This is a genomic window from Pseudomonas sp. AFG_SD02_1510_Pfu_092, assembly GCF_003331055.1.
Taxonomy (GTDB): Bacteria; Pseudomonadota; Gammaproteobacteria; order Pseudomonadales; family Pseudomonadaceae; genus Aquipseudomonas.
Map to the genome: position 1 here is coordinate 20,755 of NZ_PUQD01000055.1, position 15,509 is coordinate 36,263.

At 67.3% G+C, this 15,509-nt stretch carries 12 protein-coding genes; 11 read left to right on the forward strand and 1 reads right to left on the reverse strand.

What is annotated here, in order from left to right:
* Positions 1-23 precede the first annotated feature (23 nt).
* The 11 genes from C6A77_RS20155 to C6A77_RS20205 all read left to right on the forward strand — a co-directional run bounded on the left by C6A77_RS20155 (position 24) and on the right by C6A77_RS20205 (position 14,371).
* Positions 24-1,184 (forward strand): acyl-CoA dehydrogenase family protein, encoded by a 1,161-nt coding sequence (locus C6A77_RS20155; protein WP_114171055.1) that lies wholly within the window; start codon positions 24-26, stop codon positions 1,182-1,184.
* Between the two features lie 17 nt (positions 1,185-1,201).
* Complete coding sequence (locus C6A77_RS20160; RefSeq protein ID WP_114171056.1) at positions 1,202-3,319, forward strand: acetate--CoA ligase family protein; 2,118 nt, start codon at positions 1,202-1,204, stop codon at positions 3,317-3,319.
* Positions 3,312-4,919: a 5-guanidino-2-oxopentanoate decarboxylase gene (locus tag C6A77_RS20165; protein WP_114171057.1), complete on the forward strand. Its 1,608-nt coding sequence runs from the start codon at positions 3,312-3,314 to the stop codon at positions 4,917-4,919. The genes C6A77_RS20160 and C6A77_RS20165 overlap by 8 nt, the downstream gene beginning before the upstream one ends.
* 34 nt (positions 4,920-4,953) lie before the next feature.
* Positions 4,954-6,183 carry an alanine racemase gene (alr, locus tag C6A77_RS20170; RefSeq protein WP_114171058.1) on the forward strand — a complete coding sequence of 410 codons (1,230 nt, stop codon included), beginning with the start codon at positions 4,954-4,956 and terminating at the stop codon, positions 6,181-6,183.
* 24 nt (positions 6,184-6,207) lie between these two features.
* Positions 6,208-7,398 (forward strand): pyridoxal phosphate-dependent aminotransferase, encoded by a 1,191-nt coding sequence (locus tag C6A77_RS20175; RefSeq protein WP_114171059.1) that lies wholly within the window; start codon positions 6,208-6,210, stop codon positions 7,396-7,398.
* Entirely contained in the window at positions 7,391-8,806 is a 1,416-nt protein-coding gene (locus C6A77_RS20180) for an aldehyde dehydrogenase family protein (protein ID WP_114171060.1), read from the forward strand. Before C6A77_RS20175 ends, C6A77_RS20180 begins: the two co-directional genes overlap by 8 nt.
* A gap of 43 nt (positions 8,807-8,849) precedes the next feature.
* Positions 8,850-9,551 (forward strand): NAD(P)H-dependent oxidoreductase, encoded by a 702-nt coding sequence (locus C6A77_RS20185; RefSeq protein WP_114171066.1) that lies wholly within the window; start codon positions 8,850-8,852, stop codon positions 9,549-9,551.
* A 306-nt stretch (positions 9,552-9,857) separates the two neighbouring features.
* Entirely contained in the window at positions 9,858-10,961 is a 1,104-nt protein-coding gene (locus tag C6A77_RS20190) for a polyamine ABC transporter substrate-binding protein (protein WP_114171061.1), read from the forward strand.
* A 34-nt stretch (positions 10,962-10,995) separates the two neighbouring features.
* A complete protein-coding gene (locus tag C6A77_RS20195) occupies positions 10,996-12,408 on the forward strand; it encodes an aminotransferase (protein WP_114171062.1) in 1,413 nt (470 codons plus the stop codon).
* Complete coding sequence (locus C6A77_RS20200; protein ID WP_114171063.1) at positions 12,405-13,289, forward strand: helix-turn-helix transcriptional regulator; 885 nt, start codon at positions 12,405-12,407, stop codon at positions 13,287-13,289. Before C6A77_RS20195 ends, C6A77_RS20200 begins: the two co-directional genes overlap by 4 nt.
* Positions 13,290-13,489: 200 nt before the next feature.
* Positions 13,490-14,371 carry a DMT family transporter gene (locus tag C6A77_RS20205; RefSeq protein WP_114171064.1) on the forward strand — a complete coding sequence of 294 codons (882 nt, stop codon included), beginning with the start codon at positions 13,490-13,492 and terminating at the stop codon, positions 14,369-14,371.
* A 50-nt stretch (positions 14,372-14,421) separates the two neighbouring features.
* On the opposite strand, the gene C6A77_RS20210 is transcribed toward C6A77_RS20205, so the two are convergent.
* Positions 14,422-15,327, reverse strand: a complete 906-nt coding sequence (locus tag C6A77_RS20210; protein ID WP_114171065.1) for a LysR family transcriptional regulator — start codon at positions 15,325-15,327, stop codon at positions 14,422-14,424.
* Positions 15,328-15,509 lie beyond the last annotated feature (182 nt).

The window sequence follows — 15,509 nt, forward strand, 5'->3', positions numbered from 1 at the left end:
GACCCTTTCCAGGACCTTCGCAGATGAATTTCCAACTGACCCAAGAACAAGAAATGTTGGTGGAAGCGGTACGCAGCTTCGTTGCCAAGGAGCTGCTGCCCCACGAGGAAGCGGTGGACCGTGCCGATGCCGTGTCGCCGGAGCTGGCCGCGCAGATTCGCGGCAAGGCCATCGCCGCCGGGTTCTACGCCTTCAACATGCCCGAGGAAGTCGGCGGCGGTGGCCTGGACTACCTGTCCCAGGCGCTGATCGAACGCGAGCTGTCCAAGGTCTCCTGGGCCTTGCACGTGTTCGTCGCGCGGCCGTCGAAAATCCTCATGGCCTGCAAGGACGAGCAGATCGACGACTACCTGTTGCCCTGCGTGCAGGGCGAGAAGATCGACTGCTTCGCCCTCACCGAGCCGGGCGCCGGCTCCGATGCCAACGCCATCAAGACCCGCGCGGTGCGCCAGGGCGATGACTTCGTCATCAACGGCAGCAAGCACTTCATCAGCCACGCCGGCCACGCCGACTTCGCCATCGTCTTCGCCGTCACCGATACCTACGAACACAACGGGCGCAAGCGCAATGCCGTCACCGCCTTGCTGGTCGACCGCGGCACCCCGGGCATGACCATCCGCCGTGGCCCCAAGTGCGTGAGCAACCGTGGTTACCACACCTACGAGCTGTTCTTCGACGATTGCCGGGTACCGGCCAGCAAGGTGCTGGGCGAAGTCGGCAAGGGTTGGGAAGTGGCCAACGCCTGGCTGACCGCCGGCCGGGTGATGGTCGCCGCCAACTGCGTCGGCCAGGCCCAGCGTGCCCTCGACCTGTCGCTGCAATGGGCCGCCGACCGCAAGCAGTTTGGCCAGGCCATCGGCAGCTACCAGGGCGTGTCGTTCAAGCTGGCCGACATGGCGACGCAGATTCGCGCGGCAGAAATGCTCACCCTGCACACCGCCTGGAAGATGGACCAGGGCAGCATGACCGACGGCGAAGCCGGCATGGCCAAGCTGTTCGCCAGCGAGATGCTGGGCAAGGTCGCCGACGAAGCCGTGCAGATCTTCGGCGGCATGGGCCTGATGGACGAAGGGCCGGTCGAGCGCATCTGGCGCAACGCGCGGATCGAGCGCATCTGGGAGGGCACCTCGGAAATCCAGCGACACATCATCGCCCGCGAACTGCTGCGCCCGCTGCTGCGCTGAGCGCCAGGAGAACCCCCATGTCGCATTCGATTCGTGACAACCTCAAGCGCCTGCTGGCACCCCGGCACCTGGCCTTCGTCGGCGGGCGCAGCATGGCCCGTGCGCTCAAGCGCTGCGCCGAAGGTGGCTTTGGCGGTGAGCTGTGGCTGGTCAACCCGCAGCACGCCAGCCTGGAAGGCATCCCCTGTGTGGCGCGGGTGGCTGACCTGCCGTATGCCCCGGACGCGGTGTTTATCGCCACCAACCGTGAGCTGACCTTGCAGTGCGTTGCCGAGCTGGCCGCACGCGGCGCCGGTGGCGCCATCTGCTATGCCTCGGGCTTTGCCGAAAGCGGCGAGGAAGGCCGCCAGCTGCAGCAGCGCCTGCTCGCCGCCGCCGGCGACATGGCCTTGCTCGGCCCCAACTGCTATGGCCTGCTCGACTATCTGCACGGCGCTGCCCTGTGGCCGGTGGCGCATGGTGGCCGGCAGGTGGAGAAGGGCGTGGCGATCCTCACCCAGAGCGGCAACTTCGCCTACAACCTGTCGATGAGCGACCGCTCGCTGCCGGTGGCCTATATGGCTTCGGTCGGCAACCAGGCGCAACTGGGCGTCGCCGAACTGATGGATGTGCTGCTCGACGACCCACGGGTGACCGCCATCGGTCTGCACCTGGAAGGCCTGAAGAACGTGCCGGGCTTCGCCCGCGCCGCCGCCAAGGCGCTGCAGCAGGGCACGCCGATCATTGCCTTGAAGACCGGCGTGTCGCAGATCGGTGCCGAACTGGCGCTCAGCCACACCAGCTCGTTGTCCGGCTCCGATGCCCTGTACGACAGCCTGTTCCGGCGCCTGGGGGTGATCCGCGTGAGCGGCCCGGTGAGCTTCGTCGAAACCCTCAAGGCCGCCGCCTGTGGGCGCTTGCCGGGCAATGGCGAGCTGGTCGCCCTGGCCTGTTCCGGTGGCGACGCCGGCCTGATCGCCGACTATGCCGAGCGCAACCAGCTGAGCCTGCCCAAGCTGGCGCAAGCGCAGGTGGCGCAGCTGGCCGAGGTGCTGCCGGCCTATGCCAACCTGGTCAACCCGCTGGATTTCACCACTGCCATCTGGGGCGATGCCGCCGCCTTGCAGCGCATGCTCGACAGCACCCTGAGCGGCGCCGCCGATACCGCCATGCTGGTGCTGGATTACCCGGCGGCGTTCACCGGCGAGCGCGCGGAATGCGACCTGCTGCTGGCGCTGTACTGCGATGCGCTGGAGCGCCACGGCAAGGTCGGCTTCGTCACCTCGGCCTTCCCGGAGCTGTTGCCCGCCTGCGCCCGCGAGCGCTTGCACGCGCGTGGCATCGCCGCCTTGCAGGGGGTCGAGGATGGCCTGGCCGCGTGGGGCCGCATCGTCGCCTACCAGCGCAACCGCCAGCGCTTGCTGGAGCAGGGCGAGGCCCTGCAAGTGCCGCTGTGCCCGCCGGCCCTGGCAGGGCACAGCCGGGTGCTGGACGAATGGCAATCCAAGCAAGCCCTGCGCGCCTTCGGCCTGCCGGTACCGGCCGGCATACTGAGCACCCCCGAGCGCGCCGTGGCAGACGCCGCGCGCGTCGGTTACCCGCTGGTGCTCAAGGCGGTCAGCGCGCAGCTGCCGCACAAGACCGAGGCCGGCGCGGTGGCGCTGAACCTGCGCGATGCCGCCGCCCTTGAAGCCGCACTGCTGCAGATGCGCCAGCGTATCGCTGCCAGTGCGCCGCAGGTGACGTTCGACCAGGTGCTGCTCGAACCGATGGCCCAAGCGCCACTGGCCGAGCTGATCGTCGGCATCAAGCGTGAGCAGGACTTCGCCCTGGCCCTGGTGATCGGTGCCGGTGGCGTACTGGTCGAGTTGCTCAAGGACAGCGTCAGCCTGTTGCTGCCGACCACCGACAGCGCCATCCGCGCGGCACTGCTGAGCCTGCGCAGCGCCAGCTTGCTGCAAGGCTTCCGGGGCCGCCCGGCCGCCGACCTCGAGGCACTGGTCGCGGCGATTCGCGCGGTGGCCGACTACGCCTGTGAAAATGCCGGGCAGTTGCTGGAGCTGGACGTGAACCCATTGATGGTCGGTGCCCACGGCACCATTGCGGTCGATGCGCTGATCCGCCTCGGCCAGGCGCAAGGAGAACGACATGAATAAGCCCACCCAGACCGCCGGCCAGGCGCTGGTGCGCCTGCTGGCCAACTACGGCGTCGATACGGTGTTCGGCATCCCCGGCGTGCACACCCTGGAGCTGTACCGTGGCCTGCCGGGCAGCGGCATCCGCCATGTGCTGACCCGCCACGAGCAGGGCGCCGGTTTCATGGCCGACGGCTATGCGCGCATCAGCGGCAAACCGGGGGTGTGCTTCGTCATCACCGGCCCGGGCGTGACCAATGCCGCCACCGCCATCGGCCAGGCCTACGCCGACTCCATCCCGATGCTGGTGATTTCCAGCGTCAACCACACGGCCAGCCTCGGCAAGGGCTGGGGCTGCCTGCACGAGACCCAGGACCAGCGCGCCATGACCGCGCCGATTACCGCGTTCTCCGCCGTGGCCCTGCGCGGCGACGACCTGCCCGAGCTGATCGCCCGGGCCTGGGCGGTGTTCGACAGCGAACGGCCGCGCCCGGTGCACATTTCGGTGCCGCTAGACGTGCTCGCCGCGCCGGTCAGCCGGGACTGGAGCGCCGAGGTGGTACGCCGCCCCGGGCGTGGCCGGCCGTGCCGCGACAGCCTCGAACAGGCCGCGTGCAAGCTGGCTGGCGCCAAGCGGCCGATGATCATTGCCGGTGGTGGCGCCTTGCACGCGGCTGAACAACTGCAGCAACTGAGCAGCCGATTGGCCGCCCCGGTGTTCACCAGCGTGGCCGGCAAAGGCCTGCTGCCCGTGGACGCCCCCTTGAATGCCGGCGCCAGCTTGTGCGTCGAGCCCGGCTGGCAGCTGATCAGCCAGGCCGACGTGGTCCTGGCCGTGGGTAGCGAAATGGCCGACACCGACTACTGGCGCGAACGCTTGCCGCTCAATGGCGAGCTGCTGCGGGTGGACATCGACCCGCGCAAGTTCAACGATTTCTACCCCTGTGCGGTGGCCCTGCACGGCGATGCCGGGCAAACCCTGAGCGGCCTGCTCGAGCACCTGCCGGCGCTGGACCGTGACCCGGCCCAGGCCAGTGCAGCCGTGGCCAACCTGCGCCAGGCCATTCGCAGCGGGCATGCGCCATTGCAGGCCGTGCATCAGGCAATCCTCGACCGCATTGCCGCCGTGCTGCCCGACGATGCTTTCATCAGCAGCGACATGACCCAGCTGGCCTACACCGGCAACTACGCCTTCGCCAGCCGTGCGCCGCGCAGCTGGCTGCACCCCACCGGCTACGGCACCCTCGGTTACGGCCTGCCGGCCGGCATCGGTGGCATGTTCGCCAGCGCCCAGCGCCCGGGCCTGGTCCTGGTGGGCGACGGCGGTTTCCTCTATACCGCCCAGGAGCTGGCCACGGCAGTCGAAGAACTGGATCGGCCGCTGGTGGTGTTGCTGTGGAACAATGACGCCCTCGGCCAGATCCGCGACGATATGCTTGGCCTGGATATCGAACCGGTCGGCGTGCTGCCGCGCAACCCGGACTTCATCGGCCTGGCCCGTGCCTTCGGTTGCGCGGTGCGTCAGCCGCGAGACCTGGACGCGCTGCAAACGGATCTGGCCAGCGGTTTCGCCACCCCTGGCGTGACCTTCATCGAACTCAAACACACCTGCGTCTGCTAAGCCGCAGACATCACGAACAACAAGAGAAACCACCATGCAATTTCGCCGTACCCTCCTGGCTGCATCCCTGGCCCTGCTGATCACTGGCCAAGCCCCGCTGTACGCCGCACCGCCGCTGTCGATGGACAACGGCAGCAGCGCCCTGACCGTGCAGAACAGCAACGCCTGGGTCGAAATCAGTGCCGGCGCGCTGCAACACAACATCAAAACCTTGCAGGCCGAACTGGGCAGCAAGTCCAAGCTGTGCGCCGTACTCAAGGCCGACGCCTATGGCCACGGTATCGGCCTGGTGATGCCGTCGATCATCGCCCAGGGCGTGCCCTGCGTGGCGGTGGCCAGCAACGAGGAGGCGCGCGTGGTCCGCGCCAGCGGCTTCGACGGGCAGCTGGTGCGAGTGCGCCTGGCCAGCCTTGGCGAAGTCGAAGATGCCTTGCAGTACGACATGGAAGAGCTGGTGGGCAGCGCCGAGTTCGCCCGCCAGCTGGACGCCATCGCCGCGCGCCACGGCAAGACCGTGCGCATCCACATGGCGCTCAACTCCAGTGGCATGAGCCGCAACGGGGTGGAAATGACCACCTGGTCCGGCCGTGGCGAAGCGCTGCAGATCACCGACCAGAAGCACCTCCAGCTGGTCGCGCTGATGACCCACTTCGCCGTCGAGGACAAGGACGATGTGCGCAAAGGCCTGGCTGCGTTCAACGAGCAGACCGAGTGGCTGATCAAGCACGCCAAACTCGATCGCAGCAAGCTCACCCTGCATGCCGCCAACTCTTTCGCCACCCTGGAGGTGCCGGAAGCGCGCCTGGACATGGTGCGCACCGGCGGCGCGCTGTTCGGCGACACCGTGCCGACGCACACCGAATACCAACGGGTCATGCAGTTCAAGTCGCACGTGGCGGCGGTGCACAGCTACCCGGCCGGCAACACCGTCGGCTACGACCGCACCTTCACCCTGACGCGCGATTCGCGCCTGGCCAACATCACCGTCGGCTATTCCGATGGCTACCGCCGGGTGTTCACCAACAAGGGCCATGTGCTGATCAACGGCCACCGTGTGCCGGTGGTGGGCAAGGTGTCGATGAACACCTTGATGGTCGATGTCACCGACTTCCCCGATGTGAAGGGCGGCAACGAGGTGGTGCTGTTCGGCAAGCAGGCCGGCGGCGAAATCACCCAGGCCGAGATCGAGGAAATCAACGGTGCGTTGCTCGCCGACCTGTACACCGTATGGGGCAGTTCCAACCCGAAGATTCTCGTCGACTGAGACCGCCACTGAAGGGAGATTGCCATGCGCTACGCCAAGCTCACTCAACGCATTGCCGGCGACGGGGCAGCGGCCTGGGACATCCACTACCGCGCCCTGGCGCTGCAGGCCGAGGGCAAGGACATCCTGCTGCTGTCGGTGGGGGACCCGGACTTCGACACCCCCGCGCCAATCGTCGAGGCGGCCATCGGCAGCCTGCGTGCCGGCCACACCCATTACGCCGATGTGCGCGGCAAGTTGGCGCTGCGCCAGGCCATCGCCAACCGCCACCGCCAGCGCAGCGGCCAGGCGGTCAGCGCTGACCAGGTGACGGTGCTGGCCGGGGCCCAGTGCGCGCTGTACTGCGTCGCCCAGTGCGTGCTCGACCCGGGTGACGAGGTGATTGTCGCCGAGCCCATGTACGTGACCTACGAGGCGGTGTTCGGTGCCTGTGGTGCCACGGTGATACCGGTGCCGGTAAAGCCTGAGAACGGCTTTCGCGTGTGCCCGTCGGACGTGGCGGCGCGGATCACCCCGCGCACCCGCGCCCTGGCCCTGAACAGCCCGCACAACCCCTCGGGGGCGAGCCTGGCGCGCGCCACCTGGTCTGCGCTGGCCGAACTGTGCATTGCTCACGACCTGTGGCTGATCTCTGACGAGGTGTACAGCGAGCTGCTGTACGACGGCGAGCATGTCAGCCCGGCCAGCCTGCCGGGCATGGCCGAGCGCACCGCCACCCTCAACAGCCTGTCGAAGTCGCATGCCATGACCGGCTGGCGGGTGGGCTGGGTGATCGGTTCGCGCGAGCTGGCCGGTCACCTGGAAAACCTCGCCCTGTGCATGCTGTATGGCTCGCCGGACTTCATCCAGGACGCCGCCGTGGTGGCGCTGGAGCAGCAATTGCCGGAGCTGGATGCCATGCGCGAAGCCTACCGCCAGCGCCGCGATCTGGTGTGCGAGCAACTGGCCGACTGCCCGGGCATCAAGGTGCTCAAGCCCGACGGCGGCATGTTCGTGATGGTCGATATCCGCGCGACCGGGCTCAGTGCCCAGGCCTTCGCCGACCGCCTGCTCGACAGCGAAGGCGTGTCGGTGCTCGCCGGCGAGGCCTTCGGCCCCAGCGCTGCCGGGCATATCCGCCTGGGCTTGGTGCTGGGTAACGAAGGTTTGGCCGACGCCTGCCGGCGTATCACCCGCTGCGCCGCCAGCCTCATGCAGGGGCTGGCCCATGCGTGAGTATGCGCGGCTGTACATCGACGGTGCCTGGCAGGTACCGAGCGGGCAGGGCATGGCCGAGGTGATCGACCCGGCCAGCGAACAGGCCATCGGCCGCGTGCCGTTGGGCGACGAGGCCGATGTCGAGCGGGCGGTGCTGGCCGCGCGACGGGCCTTCGAGGGCTGGTCGCGCACGCCCTCCAGCGTGCGTGCCGGCTACATCACGGCGCTGGTCGCGAAGCTGCAACGCCGCGCGGCGGAAATGGCCTCGGTCATCACCGCCGAGCTGGGCATGCCGGTGCAGTGGTGCCAGGCGGTCCAGGTCGAGGGGCCGATTGCCGGGCTGCAGCAGTACGCCGCACTGGCCGGGCTGATGGATGAGGTGCGCGAAGTCGGCAACTCGCTGGTGTACCGCGAAGCGGTTGGTGTGTGCGCCTTCATCAACCCGTGGAACTACCCGCTGCACCAGTTGCTCGGCAAGCTGGCACCGGCGCTGGCCGCCGGTTGCACGGTGGTGGTCAAGCCCAGCCAGGAAACACCACTGCACGCGTTTTTGCTGGCCGAGATGATCGCGGCCATCGGCCTGCCGGCCGGGGTGTTCAACCTGGTCAGCGGCCCGGGGGCCAAGGTCGGCGAGGCCCTGGCCCGGCACCCACAGGTGGACATGGTGTCGTTCACCGGCTCCACCGGCGCCGGGGTGCGCGTGGCCCAGGCAGCGGCGCCGACGGTGAAGCGGGTGTGCCTGGAGCTGGGCGGCAAGTCGCCGCTGCTGATCACCGCCGATGCCGACCTGCAGGCGGCGGTGCGCCATGGCGTGCAGGACGTGATGATCAACTCGGGGCAGACCTGCACGGCGCTGACGCGCATGCTGCTGCCGGCCAGCCGCTACGTCGAGGCGCTGGAAATGGCCGAGGCCGAGACCCGTGCGCTGGTCATGGGTGACCCGCGTGACCCGGCCAGTTTCCTCGGGCCGATGTGTTCGGCCGGCCAGCGGCGCACCGTGCTCGACTACATTCGCCTGGGGCAGGAAGAGGGCGCGCGTCTGCTCTGCGGTGGTGATACCCCCGCCGGCTTCGCGCGCGGCTTCTACGTGGCGCCGACGGTGTTCGCCGATGTCGACAACCGCATGCGCATCGCCCAGGAGGAAATCTTCGGCCCGGTGCTGTGCCTGATCCCCTACGCCGACGAGGCCGAGGCGCTGGCCCTGGCCAACGATTCACCGTTCGGCCTGTCCAGCGCGGTGTGGGCGGGCAGCCGCGCGCACGGCCTGGCCCTGGCGCGGCAGATCCGCGCCGGGCAGTGCTTCATCAACGGTGGCGGCTTCAACTACCAGGCCCCGTTCGGTGGCTACAAGCAGTCGGGCAACGGGCGCGAATGGGGCGAGGAAGGCCTGGCGGAGTTCGTCGAGGTCAAGGCGGTACAGTGCTGAGCCCAGGCGGCAAGGCAACCTGACTTGTGAGAGGAGAATGTTTGTGAATGTACTTATCGTCCACGCTCACCCCGAGCCGCAATCGTTCACGGCCGCCCTGCGTGACCAGGCCGTGGAGACTTTTCGCGGCCAGGGCCACCAGGTGCAGGTCAGCGACCTGTACGCCATGGGCTGGAACCCGGTGGCCAGTGCCGATGACTTCACCCGGCGCGAGAACCCCGACTACCTGGTGTATGCCCTGGAGCAGCGCCAGGGGGTCAAGCGCGGCGCCATTGCCGCGGATATCCAGCAGGAGCTGGACAAGCTGCTGTGGGCGGATTTGCTGGTGCTGAACTTCCCGATCTACTGGTTCTCGGCGCCGGCCATGCTCAAGGGCTGGATCGACCGGGTGCTGGTGTCGGGGGTGTGCTACGGCGGCAAGCGTTTCTACGACCAGGGCGGCCTGGCCGGCAAGCGGGCATTGGTGACCGTGACCCTGGGCGGGCGCGAGCACATGTTCGGTGAGGGGGCGATTCATGGGCCGCTGGAGGACATGCTGCGGCCGATCCTGCGCGGTACCTTGGCCTATGTCGGCTTCGAGGTGCTGCCTCCGTTCGTGGCCTGGCATGTGCCATACATCAGTGACGAGGCGCGGCAGGGCTTTTTGCAGCAGTATCGGCAGCGGCTGGAACAACTGGCGGATGATCAGCCGTTAGTGTTCCCGCGCCTTGAGCAGTTCGACGAGGCGTTGTACCCGCTGGCGTGATTGCCTGCCCCGACCGCGCTGCAGTCCCTGTGGGAGCGGCCGTGGCCGCGAACACCGGCGCAGCCGGTGCCATCCACCGCGCTGCCTGCTTCGCGGGCTTGCCCGCTCCCAAAGGTACTGCACTGGCTGCGAGTTCACACTCTACCTGTGGGAGCCGGCTTGCCGGCGATAGGGCCTGTGGCCGTGATGCAAAATCCATCTGCCAAAAAACGACCACCCACACATTCGGGGTATGTCCCCCTGCGGCAAATCCCCCGATAGTGCAGCCATCGGCTCGATCCTGAGCATTCACACGATGGAGTTGCCATGCGCAAGGTACTGAAGGTGATGGCGGGTCTGCTGCTGGTGTCTGGCACTGGCCTGGCCCAGGCGGCAGAGGTGGACAGCGGTAACACGTTGCGGTTGTACAACTGGACCGACTACATCGGCGAAACCACCCTGGCCGACTTCGAGAAGGCCACCGGCATCAAGGTCATCTACGACACCTTCGACGGCTACGAAACGGTGCAGACCAAACTGCTCACCGGCCGTTCCGGCTACGACCTGGTCATGCTCAACGCATCCTTGGCGCCGCCGCTGATCAGTGCCGGAGTGTTCCAGGCCCTGGACAAGCAGCGACTGCCCAGCTGGCACAACCTCGACCCGCAGGTGGTGAGCGACCTGCAAGGCTACGACCCGGGCCTTAAGTACTCGGCGCCCTACACCTGGGGCAGCTCGGGGGTGACCTACAACGTCGAGCAGATCCGCGCACGCATGCCCGATGCGCCGATCGGTTCGCTGGCCATGCTGTTCGACCCGAATATCGTCTCGCGCTTCGCCGACTGCGGCGTCACCCTGATGGATGCACCCACCGAAGTCATTCCGCTGGCCCTGCAGTACCTTGGCAAGGACCCGCGCAGCGCCGCGCCGGCCGACCTCGAGGCGGCCGAGCAGCTGCTGCTGGGCATCCGCCCATACATTCGCAAGTTCGACTCGGTCAACTACCTCACCAGCCTGCCCAACGGTGATGTCTGCCTGGCACTGACCTGGTCCGGTGACTACGCCACCGCCCAGGCCCGCGCGGTGGAAGCGAAAAAGGCCATCAAGCTGGCCTTCTTCATCCCCAGGGAAGGCTCGCTGATCTGGTTCGACAACCTGTACATCCCCAAGGATGCGCCGCACGCAGCCAACGCCCACCGCTTCATCGAGTTCCTGCTGCAGCCGCAGACCATGGCCAAGGTCACCGACTACATCCACTACGCCAACAGCAACGCCGCCGCCACCGCGCTGGTGCGCGCCGAGATCCGCCAGGACCCGGCCATCTACCCCGACGCGTCTACCCGTGAACGCCTGTTCGCGCAGAAAACCCAGGGCCCGAAGGCCATGCGCGCCATCACCCGGGTCTGGAGCACGGTAAAGACCGGCCTTTGAACACCGCCCAACGATTCCCGCCAAGGAGCTGCCCATGGCCACCCCAAGCACCGCATTCGCCATCACCCACGACCCGCTGGTGGAAGCCGACAAGGCCCACTACCTGCACGGCTACCACGTGTTCGACGAGCACCGCGTGCACGGTGCGCTGAACATCGTTGCCGGCGAGGGCGCCTATATCCGCGACAGCCACGGCAACCGCTTCCTCGATGCCGTCGGCGGCATGTGGTGCACCAACATCGGCCTGGGCCGCGAGGAAATGGCCCTCGCCATCGCCGACCAGGTACGCCAGCTGGCCTATTCCAACCCGTTTTCCGACATGGCCAACGATGTGGCCATCCAGTTGTGCCAGAAGCTCGCCCAACTAGCGCCTGGCGACCTTGACCATGTGTTCCTCACCACCGGCGGCTCGACGGCGGTGGACACGGCCTACCGGCTGATCCAGTACTACCAGAACTGCCGCGGCAAGCCGCACAAGAAGCACATCATCGCCCGCTGCAACGCCTACCACGGCTCTACCACGCTGACTATGTCGCTCGGCAACAAGGCCGCCGACCGGGTGGCGGAGTTCGACTATGCCCATGAGCTGATCCACCACCTGTCCAACCCCAACCCGTACCGCGCCCCGGACGACATGGACGAGGCCGAGTTCCTCGACTTCCTGGTGGCCGAGTTCGAGGACAAGATCCTCTCGCTGGGGGCCGACAACGTGGCGGCGTTCTTTGCCGAGCCGATCATGGGTTCGGGCGGCGTGATCATTCCGCCCGAGGGCTACTTCCAGCGCATGTGGCAGCTGTGCCAGACCTACGACATCCTGTTCGTTGCCGACGAAGTAGTGACTTCGTTCGGCCGCCTGGGCACCTTCTTCGCCAGCGAGGAGCTGTTTGGCGTCACCCCGGACATCATCACCACCGCCAAGGGCCTGACCTCGGCTTACCTGCCCCTGGGCGCGTGCATCTTCTCTGCGCGCATCTGGCAGGTGATCGCCGAGCCGGGCAAGGGGCGCTGCTTCACCCATGGCTTCACCTACAGCGGCCACCCGGTGTGCTGCACGGCGGCGCTGAAGAACATCGAGATCATCGAGCGCGAGCGTTTGCTCGACCACGTCAAGGATGTGGGGGGCTACCTGGAGCAGCGCCTGCAGAGCCTGCGCGAGTTGCCGCTGGTGGGTGATGTGCGCTGCATGAAGCTGATGGCCTGCGTCGAGTTCGTCGCCGACAAGGCCAGCAAGGCGCTGTTTGCCGACGAGGTGAACATCGGCGAGCGCATCCACGGCAAGGCCCAGGCGCGCGGGCTGCTGGTGCGGCCGATCATGCACCTGAACGTGATGTCGCCGCCGTTGATCATCACCCATGCACAGGTGGACGAGGTGGTCGAAACCCTGCGCCAGTGCATCATCGAAACCGCGCGCGAGCTGACCGCGCTCGGCCTCTACCAGGGCCGATGAACCTGGCGCCAGGGGCTGTGCGCGGGCGTGCCTGGCAGGCTAGACTGCCGGGCATGACCCAGGCCTCTCCCGACACCCCGCTGACCCTCACCCTGGGCGCGCTGCAGCAATGGCACGCGGCGCTGCAGCGCGCGCTGGCGCACAGCGAGACCTCTGAAGCGCTGGGCTACCTGGCCAGCGCCATCGGCCAGCTGGTGCACGTGGAATCGATGATGATCAGCCTCGAGTGCCAGGGGCGGGCGCCGCAGTTGCTCTACCAGCAAGGCATTCCGGCGCTGCACCGCGCTGCGGTACTGGAGCGCTACTTCAGCGCCGGTTACCTGCTCGACCCGTTCTGCCTGGCCGTGCAAAGCGGCCTGGCCGAGGGCTTCTACCACCTGCAGGAGATTGCCCCGGACAATTTCTTCGACAGCGACTACTACAAGGCCTACTACCTGGGCACTGGTTGCAGTGAAGACAGCTACTACATCGTCGACCTCAGCGCCGGCCGCAAGCTGTCGCTGAGCCTGTTCCAGGGCTGCAGCGGCACGCGCCTGAGCGCCGCGCAGGTCGACCTGTTGCGGGCGCTGGAGCCGATGGTGCGCGAAGTGCTGGGGCGCTACGCCCGGCATCGTCTGGAGCCTGGCCCTGCTGCCACTGAGCGCGGCAACCTGCAGGCAGCGTTCGACAGCTTCGGCTGCAAGCTGCTGACCGAGCGTGAGCGCGAAGTGGCGCACATGATCCTGCGCGGGCATTCGGTGAAGTCCACAGCGCTGGAGCTGGGCATCTCGCCAGAGACCGTGCGCATGCACCGCAAGAACCTGTACCTGAAGCTGGAAATCAACTCGCAGTCGGAGCTGTTTGCGCGCTTCATCGACTGGTTGCGCGGCGATCGCTGCTGAAGCGGGCGACGCAGGCGACCCGGGTGCGCTGAAAAGTGGTCGATCAGCGAACGGAAATTGCTCTCGGCCTGGACAAATGGCCGGGGAACTTCCTTATGCTGCGGCATCTCTTCTAGAATCCCGGCTGTAACATCCGCCAGGCGATGCCTGCGCGGCCTTTCCCGGGCGCCGCAGCCAGCCGCGCCGTCATCGAGAGTGTCATGAGTTCCAGCACACCGCTGTCCGGCGTCAACCAACCCCTGCGTGGCATCGCCCTGGTGGTGGTGGCGACGTTCCTGTTCGCCAGCCACGATGCGCTGTCCAAGTTCCTCGGCGGCCTGTACCCGGTGGTCATGGTGGTGTGGGCGCGGTATGTGGTGCACACCTTGCTGATGGCCGGCATCTTCCTGCCGAAGGCCGGCCTCAACGTGCTGCGTACCCGCCGCCCGCTGTTGCAGACGCTACGCGCCCTGAGCCTGCTGAGCACCAGCCTGCTGTTCACCAGTGGTCTGCAATACCTGCCGCTGGCCGAGGCGACCGCGGTCAACTTCCTGGCCCCGGTGCTGGTCACCGCGCTGTCGGCGCCGCTGCTGAAGGAGCGGGTGAGCGTGGCGCAGTGGCTGGCGGTGGTGCTGGGTTTCATCGGCGTGCTGATCGTGGTGCACCCCGGTGGCGCGATGTTCACCCCGGCCATTCTGTTTCCGTTCGGTTCGGCGCTGGGCTTCTGCTTCTATCAGTTGCTCACGCGCATCCTGGCGGCGCATGACAGCCCGACCACCAGCAACTTCTATGCGGGGTTGTGCAACACCCTGGCGATGAGCGCGCTGGTGCCGTTGTTCTGGGAAATGCCGCGTTGGGATCATGCCCTGCTGATGCTGGCGCTGGGCGGCTTCGGCATGACCGCGCACCTGCTGCTGACCCAGGCGTTTCGCCATGCGGCACCGGCATTGCTGGCGCCGTTCAGCTATTGCCAGATCGTCTTCGCCGGGTTGCTTGGCCTGGTGGTCTACCGCCAGGTGCCGGATACCCTCAGTTTGGTGGGCATTGCGGTGATCTGCCTCAGCGGGCTGGGGGCGGCGTGGATGCAGCGGGGCAAGCAGTAGCCCGCCCCGGCGCTGCCCTGAAGCACTGCTGCTGAATCACTGCCGCTGAATCACTGCGTGGCCATGAACTGCAGGATGCGTTCGCGCAACCAGCGCTCGGCCGGGTCGTTGTCCTGGGCGCCGCTCCAGACCATCGACAGTTCCGCCTCGGTGATGTCGAACGGTGCCGGGTCGGCGCGCAGGCTGCCGTCGTCGGCCAGGGCACAGGCGGCGTAGTCCGGCACCGTGGCGATCAGCTCGGTGTTGCGCAGCAGGGCACGCAGGCTGCCGAACTGCGGCACCGCCAGCACCACCTTGCGGCAGCGGCCGATGCGCGCCAGGTCGAGGTCGATGTTGCCGCTCATGTCGCCGGAGAACGACACCATCACATGCGGCCGCGCGCAGTACTCGTCGAGGCTCAGCGGGCCCGGGCGGTCATCGGCACGCAGCACCCGTACGCCGATGTCGCGCAGCTTGCGGCGCTTGGCGGTGGCCGGCAGGTCGGTGGTGTAGCTCACACCGACCGAGATTTCGCCGCTGGCCAGCAGCCCCGGCATCAGCAGGAAGTTGGCCCGGCGCACGACCACGCTGATCGCCGGCGCCTCTTCGCGCAGGGCCTGCAGCAGCGCCGGGAACAGGCCGAACTCGGCGTCGTCCGACAGGCCCAGGCGGAACACGTTGCAACTGTTGGCCGGGTCGAACTCGCGGGCACGGCTGATGGCCGAGGAAATCACATCCATGGCCGGCCCCAGCTCGGCGAAGATCTGCATGGCCCGCGGCGTGGGCTCCATGGCTCGGCCGTTACGGATCAGCAACGGGTCGTCGAACAGCTCGCGCAGGCGGGCGAGGGCGGCGCTGACGGTGGGCTGGGTGATGAACAGTTTTTCGCCGACCCGGGTCAGGTTGCGTTCGATCATCAGGGCTTCGAACAGCACCAGCAGGTTCATGTCGACACGGCGCAGGTCGTTGCGGTTCATGAGGGCTCGGGTTCCGGAACAGAGGGGTTGGCGTTGTATTGAAGCATGCGCGCAGGCGGGGCGCCTTGTATGGATGTGCCGGCCAAAAAAACGGGGGGAACACACCCCCCACCAAGAGAAAGAAGGGGGGGGGGGGGGGGGGGCAGCCGCAGGGGCGGGGGCCCCCGGGGCCGAGCAGGCCC